This window comes from Kribbella sp. NPDC048915, from assembly GCF_040649595.1.
Classification (GTDB): Bacteria; Actinomycetota; Actinomycetes; order Propionibacteriales; family Kribbellaceae; genus Kribbella.
This window is the reverse complement of sequence record NZ_JBEZFT010000124.1, coordinates 1-16,467: the sequence shown is the minus strand read 5'-3', so window position 1 is coordinate 16,467 and position 16,467 is coordinate 1. Positions and strand designations below refer to the sequence as shown.

At 70.5% G+C, this 16,467-nt stretch carries 12 protein-coding genes; 10 read left to right on the top strand and 2 right to left on the bottom strand.

What is annotated here, in order from left to right:
• Nucleotides 1-467 precede the first annotated feature (467 nt).
• Entirely contained in the window at nucleotides 468-1,118 is a 651-nt protein-coding gene (locus AB0B82_RS34160) for a hypothetical protein (RefSeq protein ID WP_360178302.1), read from the bottom strand.
• A gap of 125 nt (nucleotides 1,119-1,243) precedes the next feature.
• Between AB0B82_RS34160 and AB0B82_RS34155 the strand changes: the two genes are divergently transcribed.
• The 3 genes from AB0B82_RS34155 (at nucleotide 1,244) to AB0B82_RS34145 (ending at nucleotide 7,962) form a co-directional block, all read left to right on the top strand.
• Nucleotides 1,244-3,094, top strand: a complete 1,851-nt coding sequence (locus AB0B82_RS34155; RefSeq protein ID WP_360178299.1) for a S8 family serine peptidase — start codon at nucleotides 1,244-1,246, stop codon at nucleotides 3,092-3,094.
• 73 nt (nucleotides 3,095-3,167) lie between these two features.
• A complete protein-coding gene (locus AB0B82_RS34150; RefSeq protein ID WP_360178296.1) occupies nucleotides 3,168-4,130 on the top strand; it encodes an LLM class F420-dependent oxidoreductase in 963 nt (320 codons plus the stop codon).
• A 145-nt stretch (nucleotides 4,131-4,275) separates the two neighbouring features.
• A complete protein-coding gene (locus AB0B82_RS34145; RefSeq protein WP_360178293.1) occupies nucleotides 4,276-7,962 on the top strand; it encodes a S8 family serine peptidase in 3,687 nt (1,228 codons plus the stop codon).
• A 129-nt stretch (nucleotides 7,963-8,091) separates the two neighbouring features.
• On the opposite strand, the gene AB0B82_RS34140 is transcribed toward AB0B82_RS34145, so the two are convergent.
• On the bottom strand, nucleotides 8,092-9,453 hold the full coding sequence (locus AB0B82_RS34140) for a lytic murein transglycosylase (protein WP_360178290.1): 1,362 nt from the start codon (nucleotides 9,451-9,453) through the stop codon (nucleotides 8,092-8,094).
• A 349-nt stretch (nucleotides 9,454-9,802) separates the two neighbouring features.
• Here AB0B82_RS34140 and hemL point away from each other — a divergent pair, with 349 nt between their 5' ends.
• The 7 genes from hemL to AB0B82_RS34105 are packed head-to-tail and all read left to right on the top strand — an operon-like array spanning nucleotide 9,803 to nucleotide 16,020.
• A complete protein-coding gene (hemL, locus tag AB0B82_RS34135) occupies nucleotides 9,803-11,152 on the top strand; it encodes a glutamate-1-semialdehyde 2,1-aminomutase (protein WP_360178287.1) in 1,350 nt (449 codons plus the stop codon).
• A gap of 37 nt (nucleotides 11,153-11,189) precedes the next feature.
• Entirely contained in the window at nucleotides 11,190-11,813 is a 624-nt protein-coding gene (locus AB0B82_RS34130; protein ID WP_360178305.1) for a histidine phosphatase family protein, read from the top strand.
• Nucleotides 11,813-12,373, top strand: coding sequence for a TlpA disulfide reductase family protein (locus tag AB0B82_RS34125; protein WP_360178284.1), 561 nt, complete (start codon nucleotides 11,813-11,815; stop codon nucleotides 12,371-12,373). Before AB0B82_RS34130 ends, AB0B82_RS34125 begins: the two co-directional genes overlap by 1 nt.
• 46 nt (nucleotides 12,374-12,419) lie before the next feature.
• On the top strand, nucleotides 12,420-13,163 hold the full coding sequence (locus AB0B82_RS34120) for a cytochrome c biogenesis protein CcdA (RefSeq protein WP_360178281.1): 744 nt from the start codon (nucleotides 12,420-12,422) through the stop codon (nucleotides 13,161-13,163).
• A 1-nt stretch (nucleotide 13,164) separates the two neighbouring features.
• A complete protein-coding gene (locus tag AB0B82_RS34115) occupies nucleotides 13,165-14,769 on the top strand; it encodes a cytochrome c biogenesis protein ResB (RefSeq protein ID WP_360178278.1) in 1,605 nt (534 codons plus the stop codon).
• Nucleotides 14,766-15,767: a c-type cytochrome biogenesis protein CcsB gene (ccsB, locus tag AB0B82_RS34110; protein ID WP_360178275.1), complete on the top strand. Its 1,002-nt coding sequence runs from the start codon at nucleotides 14,766-14,768 to the stop codon at nucleotides 15,765-15,767. Before AB0B82_RS34115 ends, ccsB begins: the two co-directional genes overlap by 4 nt.
• Before the next feature lies 1 nt (nucleotide 15,768).
• Entirely contained in the window at nucleotides 15,769-16,020 is a 252-nt protein-coding gene (locus tag AB0B82_RS34105; RefSeq protein ID WP_360178272.1) for a DUF4229 domain-containing protein, read from the top strand.
• The last annotated feature ends 447 nt before the right edge of the window (nucleotides 16,021-16,467 follow it).

The following is a 16,467-nucleotide window of genomic DNA, read 5'->3' as shown; positions in this document are numbered from 1 at the left end:
AGCTGAGCGTGAACCAGGCGCCGAACACACCCGCCCCGCACCACACTAACTGTCGAGCGTGCACACCTTCGGGCCGCGCATCAATCATCTAGGAGAGTTTTCCGCACGACGGTGGAGGATTCTTCCCGTCCTACGCGGGAAAACCCTCCACAGATGCGGCTCGAACAACCCCGCGCGCCCAACAACCCCGCCGCCGTGACCCCAGCGCCACCATCACCCAAGCGCCGCCATCACCTGCGTGCCGCCATCACCTGCGTGCCGCCATCACCTGCGTGCCGCCATCACCTGTACGCCGCCGTCGCCCCAGTGCCGCCATCACCTCCACGCCGCCGTCACCTCCACGCCGCCGTCACCCGCGCGTCCTCATCGCTCGCGCGCCCTCATCACCTCAGCCATCCCCCACTCAGTCGGCTCGCGACCACCCGACGTTCGGCAGAACCCGAGCAACTCCTCAGTCAGGAGCCCGTTCAAGTGGTGAGTGGGACGAGGCGCATGTGCGGCCGGTGGCCGGGGCGGTGGTCGGCGCGGACCAGTTCAGGGACCGGCACGGTGGTGGTCCCGAACGTGGTTGAGCGCCGCGACTTGACCCAGGTGATCAGGCTCTCGGGATCGGGGATGTCGGCGGCGAAGTGCAGCAGGTTCAGGTACCAGATGTCGCGCCGTTCGCGCTCGTACCAGGCATCGCCCAGGAGTTCGCCGGCCAGCCGATCGCTGAAGGCATCCGCCGCGTCGTCCAGCGGTTCGGCGCAGGCCATGACGGTTCCGGGGGTGAGCGTGAGCCCGGCGACCCGAAACCCGATCGGCCATGACGTGTGAGCGGTCGCGCGTTCGAGCGCGGCGAGGTAGCGCCGCACCGAAGGGTCGCCGGACGGCACCACCTCCCGCCGCGGCTCCAACGCCCGCACCGTCAGATGCGCCGCCCCGAGCTGCCCCGTCTGCCACTGTCCAGAACCGGCCACGTGCGCGGCTTCCTGCGTCAACGTGTCGAGGGTGCGGGCGAGGGGCGTGTCCGGCGGTGGGCGCAGGACGACGCTGAGCGGCCAGCGGCCGCCGTCGCGCGGGACTTCCTCGCGCTGGTGGGCTCCCGCGCTGATCAGGGGTGCGGCGAGGTCGAACAACTGGTCGAACTTCGTGCTGTCGATGATCGTGCCTCCTCGCCCGGGTACGACGTTGGGTATGGACAGGTGGTTCGTCGGTGGGTGAGTGTTGTGCCCGGCGGTTGGTCCGAGTGGGGGAGGAACCGGTGAAGCTTCGGTCCGTCGTGTGCAGCGTGGCTCTGATCGTTCCGTTGGCGGTGGTCGCGGTGATCCCGCCGGCCTCCGCGGCGTCGGCCGGTGACTCGGCGCAGGGGCCCGGTGCCGCGGCCAAGGTCCCGACGTTGTTGCGCGACGCCGCCAAGGCCGCCGCGCAACAGACCGGGGTAAAGGCGCGCGCGATGACCGCCGAGAGCAGCGGCCGGGTCGGGGTCCAGGTGTACGCCGCCAACCCGATCACCCCGCAGCAGCAGGCGCAGCTGACCGCCCTCGGCGTCTCGGTGACCAAGAACTCGGCCGACTTCCCGAAGGTCCCCGGCGCCGATATGCCGCAGACCGGTCTCGTTGCCACCTCGGTACCGGCCGACAAACTGGACGCCGTCGCTGCGCTCAACTGGGTGACCGCCCTGCGTCCCGCGTTACGCCCGGTCGTCGACGTCGGCCCGATCACCGCCGAGGCGGTCCCGATGCACAAGGCCGATCGCGCCCAGGCGCGCGGCCTGACCGGGCGCGGGCAGAAGATCGGCGCGATCTCCGGCGACGTCGACCACCTCGAGGACGCGGTCGCGCAGGGCGAACTGCCCAAGGACGTCCAGGTGCTGCAGCGCGCCGCGTCGTACGAGGACGACGAGGGCACCGCGATGCTGGAGATCATCCACGACGTCGCCCCCGGCGCGAAGCTCGCGTACGCCAGCACGCAGGACACGACCGCGCAGTACGTCGAGGCGTTCCACACGCTCGCCGCGGCCGGGGTCACGATGATCGCCGAGGACATCGCGATCGACGACGAGCCGGTGTTCCAGCAGGGCATCGGCGCGGCGACCGCGGAGAGCCTCGCCCGGCACGGGATCTGGGTCAGCTCCTCGGCCGGCAACCTCGGCAACCGGCACGCGCCGCGCGTCCAGGCGGTCGGCACCGGTAGCGGACCCGACGGCGTCACCGGCCCGTTCAACGGCTGCCCGAACGCCCCCGACAACGTGGTCCGGCTGCGTGGCAGCGACACGACGTACAACCTGAACCTGCTGCCCGGCGCCGCGATCCTGCCGACGCTGCAATGGAGCGAGCCGCGCGCGGTCTACCCGACCGCCGGCCAGGGCGGCTTCACCGACCTGAACCTGTACCTGATGGACGAGAGCGGTACGAGGTGCCTCGCGTCCAGCACCGGCGTCCAGGCGAACGGTGTCGGCGACACCATCGAGCAGTTCATCTACGAGAACACGACGGGCGTGGCGCAGCCGGTGAAGCTGGTCGTCGACGTCCAGGGCACGTCGACCGCGGTCCGGCCGCCGATTCTCGACCTGCGCTGGCGGGCGCTGTCGGCCGGTGTCCAGACCATCGACCCGCCGGAGCGGGCCGGATCGATGAACCCGGACGCGAACTACCTCGGTTTCGCCACCAGCGCCGGTGCGGTCAACGCGGTCACCACGACCGATCCGGCCACCGCCGAACTGGAGCCGTTCAGCGCGGCCGGGCCGACGCAGATCGTCACCACCACCCGCTGCCCGGGCGGCAAGCCGGGGCCGTGCAAGGGCATCCCCGGTCCGAAGCTCCGCAGCTTCCCGGCGCCGTACTGGGCCGCCGCGGACGGCGTCTCGATCAGCGGCGCCGGCGGGTTCGGCTCCGGCACCTGCCCGACCACGGTCCAGGGTGCCTGCCGGTTCTTCGGGACGTCGGCCTCGGCGCCCAGCGCGGCCGGGGTCGCGGCGCTGGTTCGGCAGGAGTTCGGCGGCCGGATCTCCCCGGTGGCGCTGAACGTGATCCTGGCGGCGCGGTCGGTGCACCGCGACGGCGCCGCCTTCGGCGCCGGCGTGCTGAACGCGGGAGGCATTAAGAAGCCGTAGTGGTCCGATTGAGAACGAATTCAGTACTCGCATTCATGGACCGCGGCCGCCGTCGCCGGAAAAGATGGGCGGCATGACTACACGTTTTGGCGTCTTCGTACCGCAGGGCTGGAAGATGGACCTGGCCGGGATCGCCGACCCGATCGAGCAGTGGGAGGCGATGACGGCCGTTGCCCAGCGCGCCGACGAGCAGTCCTGGGACTCGATCTGGCTGTTCGACCACTTCCACACCGTGCCCGAGCCGAGTGACAACACCACCTTCGAGTGCTGGAGTGCGACCGCGGCGCTGGCCCGCGACACCAAGCGCGTGAACATCGGCCAGATGGTCGGCTGCAACGGCTACCGCAACCCGTCGCTGTACGCGAAGATCGCGTCCACCGTCGACGTCGCGAGCCACGGCCGGCTGTACGCCGGGATCGGCGCGGGCTGGTACGAGCACGAGTGGAAGGCCTACGGCTACGAGTGGACCGACGTCCCGGAGCGGATGGCGGCGTTCCGTGAGGCGACCGAGATCATCTACAAGATGTGGACCGAGGACAAGCCGGTCTACAACGGCAAGTACTACTCGATCGACGCGCCGATCAACGAGCCGAAGGGTGTCCGCAAGCCGCACCCGAGCTTCTGGATCGGTGGCGGTGGCCCGAAGGTCACGCTGAAGCTGGTCGCGCAGTACGCCGACGCGGCGAACATCGGCGGCGGCAACCCGGAGGTCTTCAAGGAGAAGGCGGACATCCTCCGCGGGCACTGCGCGAAGGTCGGCCGGAACTACGACGACATCATCAAGTCGACGAACTTCAACGTGTTCCCGATCGACAAGGGTGACGACCCGCAGAAGGCCACCGAGAAGGCCCTCGGCCCGATGGACCGGGAGCGCTTCGACCGCGACAACATCATCGCCACCGAGGACGAGATCGCCGACAAGGTCGAGGCCGTGCTCGAGGCCGGGGCCGACTACGTGATCTTCTACGTGCCCGGTGTCGCCTACGACCTGGATCTGCTGGAGCGCGTCGAGCGGATCGCCAAGCGCTTCGCCTGATCACGCTGCGCCGGACCACATCCGCCTGACCAGAACCGGTCATGGCGGATGTAGGTCAGGCAGATCGGTGGACCGGGGCCGAAGGCAACTGTCAGGCTCTCGGCGACGGCCTCGCGTGGGTCGGGGCGTCGGGAGGTGTCCGCCTGTGTTGTCCCGTTCCGCCCGAAGCGCCCGTGCTGCCCGGACCGCTCGCGTCCGGACCACCGTGGCCAGTCTGCTCGCTGCGGTGGTCGCCGGTTCCCTGTTGCTGACGACCACCGCGGCGTCCGCCGGCCCGCCCGATGCCCCGGTCGGGCCGCCGGCGCCCCAGCCGACGCCCGGCGCGAGCAGCAAGCGGATCACACTGGTCACCGGTGACGTCGCCGAGCTGACCACGGGCTCCAACGGCAAGCCCTCGGCCCGCCTGCTCGGCGACGAGCCGTACTACTTCGGCACGTTCGACGGCGACCTCACCGTGGTCCCGGCGGACGCGTACCCGCTGTACACCTCGGGCCGGCTCGACAAGCGGCTGTTCAACCTGACCGACCTGGTGGCGCAGGGGTACGACGACGCGAGCAGCGACAAGTTGCCGCTGCTGATCAGCGGGTCGACGTCGCTGCGTACGACAGCCGCCACGCTCCGGCGTACGCTGCCCAGCGTCGGAAGCACCGCGGTCTCGGTGCGGAAGTCCGAGGCGAAGACGTTCTGGGCGGGCATCAGCGGCCCGACGACGTTCAAGAGCAGCCAGGTGTCGAAGATCTGGCTCGACGGCCGGACGCACGCCACGCTCGACCGATCGACGAAACAGATCGGTGCCCCGACCGCTTGGAAGAGCGGGTACGACGGTCGCGGCGTGAAGGTCGCCGTACTGGACACCGGGTACGACGCCGGTCACCCCGACCTCGCCAAGCAGGTCGTCGCGGCGCAGAGCTTCATCGAGGGCGAAGCCGTGCAGGACCTGCACGGTCACGGCACGCACACCGCCTCGACCGTGGCCGGCCTGGGTACGGCGTCCAGTGGCGCGCGTAAGGGTGTGGCGCCCGGCGCGGACCTGCTGATCGGTAAGGTGCTCGACAACAACGGCGGCGGACTCGACTCCGAGGCGATCGCGGGGATGGAGTGGGCCGTCCAGCAGGGCGCCAAGGTCGTCAGCATGAGCCTCGGCGGGTTGCCGACCGACGGCACCGACCCGATGAGCGAGGCCGTCGACCGGCTCTCGAAGTCGAGCGGCGCGCTGTTCGTGATTGCCGCGGGCAACGCGGGCGGCGAGGAAACCGTCGGTGCCCCCGGCGCCGCGACCGAGGCGCTGACCGTCGGCGCGGTCGACCGTGACAACAGCCTGGCGAACTTCTCCAGCCGCGGGCCGCGGCTCGGGGACGGCGCCCTGAAGCCCGAGATCACCGCGCCGGGTGTGGACATCGTCGCGGCCCGCGCGGCCGGTACCACGCAAGGCCAGGTCCTCGGCGAGTACTACACGGCGATGAGCGGTACGTCGATGGCGACGCCGCATGTCGCCGGTGCGGCGGCCATCCTCGCGCAGCGGCACCCGGACTGGACCGGCCAGCAGTTGAAGGCCGCCTTGGCGTCGACCGCCGTGCCGTCCAAGGGCGCTCGCACCGACCAGCAAGGCCTCGGCCGGGTCGACATCCCGAACGCGCTCGGCGCGACGGTCGTCCCGGACACCGCCAACCTGTTCTTCGGCAACCTGACCGACCTGTCCTGGACCGGCACCGAAGCGCCCGCACCGATCACCCGCAAGGTTGCCTACCGCAATGACTCGAAGCGCTCCGTGACGCTGAACCTGTCGGTCGACGTGAAGTCGCCGGCCAACGTCGCCGCCGCCGTCACCGTGACTCCGTCGCGGCTGACGATTCCGGCCGGCGGTACGGCGTCCGCGGCCGTCACCCTGGATCTCGCGAAGACACAGGCCGCGAAGTACGCCGGTGTGCTGACGGCCCGCTCCGGCAACACGTCGTACCGCACCGGGCTCGGGCTCGCGGTCGGCGGCCGGCTGAACCAGGTCACCGTGAAGGCGATCGGCCGCGACGGGCAGCCCGCCACCACGCGGGCGGGTGCGAGCGGCGTCCAGTTGTGGAACCAGGACACCGGCGACGTCACCGCGATCGCCTTCGACGAGAACGGCAGCCGTACCCTCGACGTACCGAGCGGCCGCTACAGCGTGATGGCGTACGCGATCGGCGGCGACGAGGCGGACTCCGCGAACTCGGTCACGCTGCTCGGCGACCCGGACGTGTGGATCGCGGCCGACCGCACCTTCACCTTCGACGCGCGGAACGCGAACAAGGTGACGGTCAAGACGCCCCGACCGGCGGAGGCGCAGAACATCGGGATCGCCTGGCACCGGCACGTCGGCGACCGCGACGCGGTGTCCGGCTGGGCGTACGACGGCCGCATCGCCGACGGCGTCTACCTGCAGGACTTCGGAAAGGTTGCCAACGGCACGTTCCAGGTCGTGCAGCGCTGGGACCTCGCCCAGCCGAAGCTGACCGTCGAAGCGAACGGCGTCCGGCTGCCCACCCCCCAGGAGGGCACGGACCGCTCGCCGTACGTCGGGAACGAGACGCTGCCGCTCTTCAACGGCGGCAACGGCACTCCGGAGGAGCTGGCCGGCGCCAACGACAAGGCCGTACTGATCCGCTGGGGCGGCTGGGACACCACCGAACCGCAGGTGCAAGCGGCGAAGGAGGCCGGCGCCAAGGTCGTGTTCCTCTACAACGAGAGTCCCGGTCGCTGGTCGACCGGTGCGGAGCAGGGCATCCCGCTTTACCTGCTGCAGGCCGAGCAAGGCAAGCTGCTGCTCGACCAACTGGCCAAGGCCCCGGTCACGCTGCAGCTCAACGGCCTGCTCGACAGCACCTACCGGTACGACGTCGCGCTCGGGCCGTCGGTGGTGAAGAACGACCTGACGTACGACGTGGCGAAGATGCGGCCGGCTGTGGTGACGACCGACTTCCAGCGCAACGACGCGTTCTGGCTGCACCGTGACCGGCGGACCGCGTACCTTCCGGGCCTCTCGGCCGGTCTGTCCTCGAGCAGGCTGATCGCCGGAGCGGTCAAGCGGACCGACTACCTCGTCAGCGACCTGAAGGGCGTTACCTGGGACGAGACGACGTCCGCGGGCGAGTGGAACGAGAGCGGGCACGAGTCGACGATCGCGCGGTCGTACCGGCCGGGAGAACAGGTCACTCGCGGCTGGTGGGAGCCGATCACGCGGCCCGCCGTACCGGGGCTGTCGGAGGCGCCGAGTGACGAGGCGCAGGGCTGGCCGCCGGCGCGATTCGAGAACGCGCTGCGGATCGCGATCCCGCAGTACGTGAGCGGCGACCGGAGCACCTACGGTTGGGCCGACCGCGGCGACGTGACCAGCATGAAGCTGAGCAGCAACGGCGTCGAGCTCGGCAGCGCGGACTGGTCGGTCGCGCAGTGGGCAGTCCCCGCGAAGAGCGCGTGGTACGACCTCACGCTCGATCAGCAGCGCGGCCCGAACAGCTGGGCGAAGACGTCCACGGCGACGCACACACGGTGGCACTTCGTCTCGGCGCCGACCAAGGGCCGCGCCGTCCTCCCGCTCGTCCAGGTCGACTACAAGCACACGCCCGGACGGCTCGAGCTCACGCCGCGGTACCAGCCGGGTGTGCGCGGCCTCGGGGTCTTCCGGACCACGGCCGAGATCTCGTACGACGGGAAGACCTGGAAGAAGCTGCCGCTGCGCGGGATCGGCACCGTGTGGGCGCCGGTGCCGGCCGGGGAGTACCCGACGCTGCGGGTGACCGCGACCGACCTGCTCGGCAACAGCATCACCCAGACCATCGAGCGGGCCTGGGTGAACTGAACCGCCGCTGGGCAGAGCAGACATGAACGTTAAAAGGGCGACGCCACGAAGCCGGGGGGAGTGCTCCGTGGCGCCGCCGGGGGCGCGCCCAGGGAGGGGTGGGGGCAGGCGCGCCGGTTCGGGAAAGTTTCAGTTGCCGAGCAGTCCTCCGCCGAGGACACCCAGCAGACCGAGGGCGGACAGCAGCCCCCGGATGACCTGGTCGACGGCCTTCGCGCCGCCGGTCTGGTACGCGGTGACGCACTTCTGCAGCTGCTCCTGAGTCGGCTTGGTGATCGTCACCTTCGCCATCTCGGTCTGGCAGTAGGTGGTTGCCTTCTGCAGCTCCTGGAGTGTGCTGCCGACCGTACCGACGATCACACCGACCGCCGTGGTCAGGCTGGTGAGCCCCGGCGTCGTGGTGGTCGGAATCGTCGGCTTCGAGGTCGTCGGCCGAGAGGTGGTCGGCGTCGGGGTCGGGGTGGCGGTCGGCCTGCTGCTCGGCCTGGCCGTCGGGGTGGCCGTCGGCGTCGGCCGAGTCGTCTCGCGGGTGTTGTCGCGCTCCTCGGTCGTCGTCGGGGTCGGCGTCGCGGTCGGGACCGGGATGTCGATCGCCTGCGGCAGATCCTTGTCCGACGGCGCGTCGACGTCCGGGTCGCCGACCTGGTCACCGGCCACGTCGACCTCGTCGCCCGCGGTCCCGTTGCCGACCGCGATCCAGCTGCCGCCCGCGTAGGCCCGGGCGATCCGGCTCACCAGGTCGACGTACTGCTGGGAGTGGTTGTAGCGCAGGATCGCCGCGTTCAGATCGCTCGCGTCGGCCAGGTCGGTGGGGCCGGAGCACAGGTACACGCCGGCCGACATCGCCGCGTCGTCGATGTCCTGCGGGTTCCGCACGCCGTCGCCGTCGCCGTCCACCCCCATCGCCCGCCAGGTGCCGGGGATGAACTGCATCGGGCCGACCGCGCGGTCGAACGCGCCGTCACCGTCGAACGAGCCCGCGTCGGTGTCGTTGATCCGGGCCGTGCCGGACGAACCGTCCAGGCGCGGGCCGAAGATGCCGGGGATCGCGACACCCTGTGAGTTCAGCGCGTTGCCGCCGTGCCGGCCGTGGTTGGACTCGACGCGGCCGATCGCGGCCACCAGCGTCCACGGCAGGTGACAGGTCGGGTCCGCCTGGGACAGCACCTGCTGGGTCCGGGAGTAGGCCTTGAGGGCGGCGTTCGGAATGCCGTTGCGGGACAGGCCGGACACCACCTGGGTGGGCTGCTGGCCCGGGTCCACGCCCTGGCCGACCAGGCCCGGCACCGGCACGTTGGCCGGGTCGGGGATCGGCTGCTTCGGCACGACCACCGGGGTGTTCGCCGCCAGGCCGTTCTCCAGCGACGCGGTCGCGATCGCCGGATCGTCGGTGGCGCTGACGGTGAACGCGCTGGCGAACAACGCCAACGGGACCAACGGCGCCACCTGACGCCATCCGTGGCCCGTGGCGCGGCGCTTGCCCTTCGCCATCGAGGAATCCCCTCCGTGACTCATCGACCGGCCCGGCCCCACGCTGCGGACAGTCTTTGTGTCTTGTACCGGTGCCGTTCGTCATGGGGTACAACGTCCGCCCCGTTGCGTGGGTTACGCGTCGGACGCCGACCGTGTACGAGCCGTCACCGGGTACCCATACTGGCGCGTAACAAAGCGCCTGTGAACCCCTCCGGCTCGATCCGTGTTCGGAATTGAAGCTGTCTTGACACTTCAGTGACGCGGCAGTGGCCGGTTCATGACGCCGCCCGGACGGCTTGTTCGCCCGACCCGGCCGAGCCCGGCCCCCTCCGCGCCGGGTGTGTGCCCGGTCAGGGACAATGGCCCGGTGACTGTCCACGGGTCCGCACCCACACCGCAATCCGCCGAACAATCCGCCGGGCTCTTCGCCAGAGCCTCCACTGTGACCCCGGGCGGGGTCAATTCGCCGGTGCGCGCGTTCCGCGCCGTCGGCGGCGTTCCGCGCTTCATGGCCTCCGGTGACGGATGTCACATGACCGATGTCGACGGCAACCGCTATCTCGACCTGGTCGCGTCCTGGGGTCCGCTGCTGCTCGGGCACGCCCACCCGGAGGTGGCGTCCGCCGTCCAGGCCGCTGTCAGCCGCGGTACGTCGTACGGGACGCCGACCGAGACCGAAGTGCTGCTCGGCGAGGAGATCGTCGCGCGGACGCCGGTCGACAAAGTCCGCCTGGTGTCGTCCGGGACCGAGGCGACGATGTCCGCGCTGCGGCTGGCCCGCGGGTTCACCGGTCGCGCCAAGATCGTCAAGTTCGCCGGCTGCTACCACGGGCACGTCGACGCGCTGCTCGCGCAGGCCGGTTCCGGCGTACTGACGCTGGGCATCCCGGGGACGCCGGGGGTCACCGAGGCGACCACCGCGGACACGATCGTGCTGCCGTACAACGATCAGGCGGCCGTGAGTGCAGCGTTTTCCTCCTACGGCGACCAGATCGCGGCCGTGATCACCGAGGCGTCGCCGGGCAACATGGGCGTTGTTCCGCCGCGGGACGGCTTCAACGCATTCCTTGCCCGGAGCTGCAAGGAAAACGGTGCACTGCTGATTTCCGACGAGGTGATGACCGGCTTCCGGATCACCCGTTCCGGCTGGTACGGCGTGGACGGCGTCGAGCCGGATCTGATGACGTTCGGAAAGGTGATGGGAGGCGGTTTCCCGGCCGCGGCCTTCGGCGGCCGGGCCGACGTGATGGCGCACCTGGCGCCGGAAGGATCGGTCTACCAGGCCGGCACCCTGTCCGGGAACCCGATCGCCACGACCGCCGGCCTGACCACGCTGCGGCTGGCCACCGACGAGGTGTACGCGAAGCTCGACGAGATCTCGCTCACCATCCAGCGGCTGGTGTCGACCGCGCTGGACAAGGAGGGTGTGCCGCACGTCATCTCCGCGGCCGGGAACCTCTTCAGCGTCTTCTTCGTGGATTCCGAGGAGGCTCCTGCCGAGATCCGCGACTTCGCCGGGGCGAACGCCCAGGTGCTGCCGCGGTTCACGGCGTTCTTCCATGCCATGCTGGACGCCGGTGTCTACCTGCCACCGAGCGCGTTCGAGGCCTGGTTCGTCAACGCGGCGATCGACGACGACGCGCTGGCCGAGCTCGAGGCCGCCCTGGCACCGGCTGCCCGCGCGGCCGCCGCGGTGCCGGCCCCAGGACGAGAGTGAAGGGACAGCGGTGACCGAAACGACGGTCGTGCACCTGATGCGTCACGGCGAGGTGCACAACCCGACCGGCGTGCTCTACGGCCGGATCCCGGACTTCCACCTGTCCGAGCTCGGCCGGCAAATGGCCGAGCGGGTGGCCGAGCACGTCAAGGGCCGCGACATCGTGCACCTGGTCAGCTCGCCGCTGGAGCGGGCCCAGGAGACGATGGAGCCGATCGCCAAGGTGCTCGGGATCACGCCGGACATCGACGAGCGGGTGATCGAGGCGGCGAACCTGTTCGAGGGCAAGAAGTTCGGTGTCGGTGACGGTGCACTGCGCCGGCCGAGCGCCTGGTGGCTGCTGCGGAACCCGTGGAAGCCGTCCTGGGGCGAGCCGTACAGCCAGCTGATCCGCCGGATGCGCGACGCCGTCGAGACCGCCCGGCAGAAGGCCGCCGGCCACGAGGCGCTGATCGTGTCGCACCAGCTGCCGATCTGGATCGTCCGGTCCTCGATCGAAGGCCGCCGGATGCTGCACGACCCGCGGAAGCGGCAGTGCAGCCTGGCCAGCCTGACCTCGTTCACCTTTCACGGTGAGGAGATTGTCTCGGTCGGGTACTCCGAGCCGGCGAAGGACCTGCTCCCGGTCAAGAACCCGAAGAAGTTCGCCGGAGGCGCGTGATGCGTCGTACGGCGTCGCTGCTCGCCGGACTGCTCCTCGTCGCGGGATGCAGCTCCGGCCAGCAGGCGTCGCAGAACCGCGAGGGCCAGGCGGGCTTCGTCAGCGGCAACGGCAACGTGTCGATCTTCGCCGCGGCGGACCGCAAGCAGGCGCCGGAGCTCACCGGGCAGACCCTCGACGGCACGACCTGGAAGCTGTCCGACCACGTCGGCAAGGTCGTCGTGCTGAACGTGTGGGGCTCGTGGTGCCCGCCGTGCCGCAAGGAGGCCCCGGACCTGGTGGCCGCCGCGAAGGAGCTCGGGCCGTCGGTGCAGTTCGTCGGGCTGAACACCCGCGACCTGGACCAGGCCCCGGCGAAGCGGTTCGTCCAGGAGTTCGGCGTACCGTTCCCGAGCATCTACGACCCGAACGGCAAGGCGCTGCTCGGCTTCCGCGGGCAGATTTCGCCGGCCGCGATCCCGACCACCCTGGTGATCGATCCGTCCGGCAAGGTCGCCGGCCGGGTCGTCGGCGAGGTGACCAAGCAGACCCTGCTGGGCATGGTGGCCGAGGCCAAGTGAGGTTCGGGGCGATGGGGCTTTCGGCAGGGGAGTTGGGCGCAGGCTGATGGGACAGTGGTTCGCGGACTCGATGACGGGGTCGATGCTGGTCGCGTTGCCGATCGCGGTGCTGGCCGGGGCGATCTCGTTCTTCTCGCCGTGTGTCGTCCCGTTGCTGCCCGGCTACCTGTCGTACGTCACCGGCCTGTCCGCGGCCGAGCTCGGCTCCGAGCGGCGCGGCCGGATGCTCGCCGGTACGGCGTTGTTCGTGGCCGGCTTCTCCGCCGTCTTCATCCTCACCGGTGTGGTGTTCGGGACCGCGGGTGACCTGCTGATCGAGCACCAGAAGACGATCACCAAGGTGCTCGGCGCGCTGACCGTCGTCCTCGGTCTGGTCTTCCTCGGCGGGTTCGGGTTCCTGCAGAAGGACCTGCGGGTGCACCGGGTGCCGGCGGTCGGGATCGCCGCGGCGCCGCTGCTGGGGGTGCTGTTCGGGTTCGGCTGGACGCCGTGCATCGGGCCGACGCTCGGCACCGTGATGACCTTGGCCACCACCGAAGGCAGCACCGGCCGCGGCGCGACGCTCGCGCTGGTGTTCAGCCTCGGGCTGGGGATCCCGTTCATCATCGCCGCGCTGGCCTTCCGCCGGATGCTGGGGGCGGTGGCGTGGGTGCGTAAGCACCAGTTGCTGGTGATCCGGATCGGCGGCGTACTGATGATCGCGGTGGGACTGCTGCTGCTGACGGGAGTGTGGGATGCAATGACCGCGGATCTGCGGCAGTGGGTCGCCAACTTCGGATCGGCGGTCTGAGATGGCCGACCTCGACCAGAAGGAACGGATCGCCGCGGGATCGGGTCCGGAGGAGCCGTCCGGCCCGCCGGCGCTCGGCCTGGTCGGCTGGCTGCGCTGGATGTGGCGGCAGTTGACGTCGATGAAGACGGCGCTGGTGCTGCTGTTCCTGCTGGCGCTCGGCGCGGTGCCGGGGTCGCTGATCCCGCAGACGCCGATCGACCCGATCAAGGTCTCGGACTTCCTCGCCGCGCACCCGAAGCTCGGCCCGCTGTACGACAAGCTCGGGCTGTTCGACGTCTACAAGTCGGCATGGTTCTCGGCGATCTACCTGCTGCTGTTCATCTCGCTGATCGGCTGCGTCGTACCGCGACTCGGGGTGTATCTGAAAGCCCTCCGGGCCCGCCCACCGAAGCCCCCGCGGAACCTGAACCGCCTGCCCGGGTACGAGCGCTTCGAGGTCGACCAGAGTGCCGAGGCGGCGGATGACGTCCTCGTCGCCGCGACCCGCGAGCTGCGCCGCCGCCGCTTCCGGGTGCAGGCGTACGACGGTGCCGTCGCGGCGGAGCGTGGTTACCTGCGCGAGGCCGGCAACCTGCTGTTCCACTTCTCGCTGATCCTCGCGCTGATCGGCGTCGCGTGGGGCTCGCTCTTCGGTTACCGCGGCACCGTACTTGTTGTGGTGGGCAACGGTTTCTCCAACTCGGTCGCGCAGTACGACGATTTCACGCCCGGCCGCGCGTTCAGCGGTGACGACGACCTGCCGCCGTTCTCGCTGACGGTCAAGGACTTCCAGGCGAAGTTCCAGCAGGACGGCCCGCAGCGCGGCGCGGCCCGCGACTTCAAGGCCCAGCTCAGCTACCAGGAGACGCCGGACTCCCCGGAGAAGTCGTACGAGCTCAAGGTCAACCACCCGCTGCGGGTCGACGGCAGCGACGTCTTCCTGCTCGGCCACGGGTATGCGCCGCGGGTCACCGTCAAGGACGGCAAGGGCAACGTCGCGTTCTCGGGCCCGGCGCCGTTCCTCCCGCAGGACACCAACTTCTCGTCGTTCGGCGTGATCAAGGCACCCGACGCCCGGCCGCTGACCCTCGGCTTCGAGGGCTTCTTCCTGCCCACCGCGGTGATCGGCCAGCAGGGTCCGGTGTCGATGTTCCCCGACGACCTGAACCCGGCCCTGGTGATGACCGGGTACTACGGGCGGCCGCAGCCGGAAACCGGGAAGCCCGAGTCGGTGTACCAGCTGGACAAGACGAAGCTCACGCAGTTCACCAAGGACGGCGACAAGTGGCGCTTCCAGCTCGCCCCCGGGCAGAGCGTCGCGCTGCCGGACAAGGCCGGCTCGATCACCTTCGACGGCTACAGCCGCTGGGTGAAGCTGCAGATCAGCCACTCCCCGGGCGCGAACCTTGCCCTGGCCGGCATCCTGCTCGCGATCCTCGGCCTGATGGGCTCGCTGTTCGTCCACCCACGCCGTACCTGGGTGCGCGTCCGCGAGCAGGACGGGCGTACCGTGGTCGAAGTCGCCGGCCTGGACCGGGGACCGGAGCGAGGTCTCGGCGACGAGATCCAGGCCGTCACCGCACGCTTGAAACCCGCCGGCTCGAACACCGAGGAGCAGTCATGAGCCCGGAGAGTTACGCACAGGTCTCGAACCTGCTGATCCCGACCGCGACCGTGATCTACGCCCTGGCGATGGTCGCGCATGCGATGGAGTGGGCCCTCGGCCGGTCCGCCGTCGCCCGCGCCGAGGCGAAGGCCGAGACCCCTGTGCTGGTCGGTGCGGGCGCTCCGGCGAACTCGGCCACAGCGGAGGGCGGTACGGCCGGCCCGGCCGGCGGGGCTGCGGCGGCCGCGGCCGCGCGGATGGACGCGGCGAGCCGGATCGGGCTGTTGCTGACCTGGCTCGCCTTCGCTCTGCATCTCGGCGGCGTCGTTACCCGCGGCCTCGCCGCGGACCGGGTGCCGTGGGGCAACATGTACGAGTTCTCGATCACCGCGTCGCTCGCGGTGTCGGTCGTGTACCTGGTGTTCGTCCAGCGCTACAAGCTGCAGTGGCTCGGCCTGGGGGTCACGCTGGTCGTGGCCGGCGTCCTCGGCCTCGCCAGCCTCGCGCTCTACACCCCGGCCGGCCCGCTGGTCCCGGCGCTGCACTCCTACTGGCTGGTGATCCACGTGTCGGCGGCCGCGATCTCCGGCGGTGCGTTCACCGTCGGCGGCCTGGTCTCGCTGCTGTACCTGGTCAAGGCCCGGGCCGAGCAGCGAGTGCTGGACGGCGGCACGATGTCGGCGGCGTTGCGCCGGCTCCCGAGCGCCGAGGCGATGGACGGTACGGCCTACAAGGTGCTCGCGTTCGCCTTCCCGCTGTGGACCTTCGGCGTGCTGGTCGCCGGCCCGATCTGGGCGTACTACGCCTGGGGCCGCGCCTGGGGCTGGGACCCCAAGGAGGTCTGGTCGCTGGTGACCTGGGTGGTGTTCGCCGCCTACCTGCACGCCCGCGCGACCGCGGGCTGGCGGGGCCGCCGGGCCGCGATCATCGCGATCGTCGGCTGGTTCGTCTTCATCTTCAACTTCGTCGGCGTGAACCTGCTGGTTTCCGGCCTGCACTCCTACGCTGGGATCTGAGATGAAGGAATTCGCGATCTACACCGGGTTGCGGGCGGCCTTGTTCGCCGTCTGCTTCGCGGTGCTGTGGTTTGCGCTCGGGACGTGGCTGAACGTCTTCCCGCTGTTGCTGCTGGCCTTGATCGTGTCGTCGATCCTGTCGATCTTCGTCCTCCGCGCCGCCCGGGACCGACTGGCCGGCAAGATCGAGACCCGGGCGTCGAAACTCTCCGCCCGCCTCGAACAAGCCCGCGCCGCCGAAGACGAAGACTGACCCCACCCGATCCCCCGACCCGGCACGGCGGCGCTGGTACGGCGGCGCTGGTACGACGGCGCTGGTACGACGGCGCTGGTACGACGGCGCTGGTACGGCGGCGCTGGCACGGCGTCCCCGGTACGGCGGCGCTGGTACGGCGTCCCCGGTACGGCGGCCCGGCGTACGACGGACGCCGGCCCCGGGTACGCCCGCGCGTGGGCCGCGTACGACGGACGCCGGCCCCGGGTACGCCCGCGCGTGGGCCGCGTACGACGGACGCCGGCCCCGGGTACGCCTGCGCGTGGGCCGCGTACGACGGACGCCGGCCCCGGGTACGCCTGCGCGTGGGCCGCGTATGACAGACGCCGGGCCCCCGAGTACGGCTGCCCGCGGCCTCGCCGTACCCCCAAGGTGGGTTCACCCACGCTGTTGTGGGTTCCTGACCGTTCACACGGGTCAGGAACC